Annotated in this window: 2 rRNA genes; both read left to right on the top strand. The window is 57.1% G+C overall.

Annotated elements, in window-relative coordinates:
- Positions 1 to 273, top strand: a 16S ribosomal RNA gene (locus tag D472_RS0124285); the annotation flags it as partial.
- Positions 274 to 599: 326 nt separating this feature from the next.
- Positions 600 to 2,161, top strand: a 23S ribosomal RNA gene (locus D472_RS0124280); the annotation flags it as partial.

Genomic DNA, 2,161 nt, shown 5'->3' with positions numbered 1-2,161 from the left:
GGAGCGAATCCCTGAAAGCCGGTCTCAGTTCGGATTGGGGTCTGCAACTCGACCCCATGAAGGTGGAGTCGCTAGTAATCGCGGATCAGCAACGCCGCGGTGAATACGTTCCCGGGCCTTGTACACACCGCCCGTCACGTCATGAAAGTCGGCAACACCCGAAACTTGTGGCCTAACCCTTCGGGGAGGGAATGAGTGAAGGTGGGGCTGGCGATTGGGACGAAGTCGTAACAAGGTAGCCGTACCGGAAGGTGCGGCTGGATCACCTCCTTTCTAAGGAGTCTTTGCTAGGCCAACATTTTCTCTGGTTGGTCGGACTCGAAAGTGGACCTCACACCCTGCGGGGTGGTGGGGAATGGCTGAAGTGGAATCGAACCTGGCCTCTGGTGACTAGAAGCATCAGGGGGCGCGCTGTTGGGTGTCTGAGGAAGCAATCCTGTGTGGGGTTGGTTCCCGCTGCCACCCTCGAGAACTCCCGTCGGATCGGTTCGGGTGGGCCTTCGGGTTCGCTGTCTGGTCGGGGCGGTTGGAGGTATCGGGGTTTGTGGTCGGTGTTTTGATTTGTGAATAGTGTGCGCGAGCATCTAATTATCTGTAGTGGCCAAGTGAATGTGGCACACGGTGGATGCCTTGGCATCAGGCGCCGATGAAGGACGTGGGAGGCCGCGATAGGCCACGGGGAGCTGTCAACCGAGCTGTGATCCGTGGGTGTCCGAATGGGGAAACCTAGCCCGAGTTGTGTCGGGTTGCCGTCATCTGAATGTATAGGGTGGTCGGTGGTGACGCGGGGAAGTGAAACATCTCAGTACCCGTAGGAAGAGTAAACAAGAGTGATTCCCTCAGTAGTGGTGAGCGAACGGGGAAGAGGCTAAACCGTGCGCGTGTGATAGACGGCAGTCGTTGCGTGTGCGGGGTTGTGGGATGCATCTGTTCGGGTCTGCCGGCCCGGAGCGCTGATGGCTCTTTTAGCTGAATCCGTTGGGAAGCGGTACCGGAGTGGGTGAGAGTCCCGTAGACGAAGTCGTCGGTTAGGTGTTGGTGTTGTCCCGAGTAGCGCGGAGCCCGAGAAATTCCGTGTGAATCTGGCAGGACCACCTGCTAAGCCAAAATACGTCCTGATGACCGATAGTGCACTAGTACCGTGAGGGAAAGGTGAAAAGTGCCCCGGTGAGGGGTCGTGAAATAGTACCTGAAACCGTGTGCTGTCAAGCCGTCAGAGCATCCTTTCGGGGGTGTGATGGCGTGCCTTTTGAAGAATGAGCCTGCGAGTCATGGTGTGTGGCGAGGTTAACCCGGGTGGGGTAGCCGTAGGGAAACCGAGTCTGAAGAGGGCGATTTGAGTCGCATGCTGTGGACCCGAAGCGGAGTGATCTACCCATGTCCAGGGTGAAGCGGGGGTAAGACCTCGTGGAGGCCCGAACCCACCAGAGTTGAAAATCTGGGGGATGAGGTGTGGGTAGGGGTGAAAGGCCAATCAAACTCCGTGATAGCTGGTTCTCCCCGAAATGCATTTAGGTGCAGCGTCACGTGTTTCTTGCTGGAGGTAGAGCTACTGTTTGGCTGATGGGCCCGACCAGGTTACTGACGTCAGACAAACTCCGAATGCCGGTGAAGTGAAGCGTGGCAGTGAGACTGCGGGGGATAAGCTTCGTAGTCGAGAGGGAAACAGCCCAGATCATCAGCTAAGGCCCCTAAGCGTGTGCTAAGTGGTAAAGGTTGTGGAGTTGCCCAGACAACCAGGAGGTTGGCTTAGAAGCAGCCATCCTTTAAAGAGTGCGTAATAGCTCACTGGTCAAGTGGTTCTGCGCCGATAATGTAGCGGGGCTGAAGTACACCGCCGAAGCTGTGAAGCCTGAGATTTGTTCTTGGGTTGGTAGGGGAGCGTCGTGCGTCCGGTGAAGCCGCCGAGTGATCGTGTGGTGGAGGGTGTGCGAGTGAGAATGCAGGCATGAGTAGCGAAAGCAACGTGAGAAACGTTGCCGCCGATTGACTAAGGGTTCCTGGGGCAGGTTAATCCGCCCAGGGTGAGTCTGGACCTAAGGCGAGGCCGACAGGCGTAGTCGATGGATAACGGGTTGATATTCCCGTACCCGTGCACGAGCGTCCCATACCGAGGCTTTTGATGCTAACCACGCTGGATGCTGCTGTTTCCTTCGGGAGG

This window comes from Nocardiopsis alkaliphila YIM 80379 (assembly GCF_000341005.1).
GTDB classification, from domain to species: Bacteria; Actinomycetota; Actinomycetes; order Streptosporangiales; family Streptosporangiaceae; genus Nocardiopsis; species Nocardiopsis alkaliphila.
This window is presented reverse-complemented; position numbering and strand designations above follow the sequence as displayed.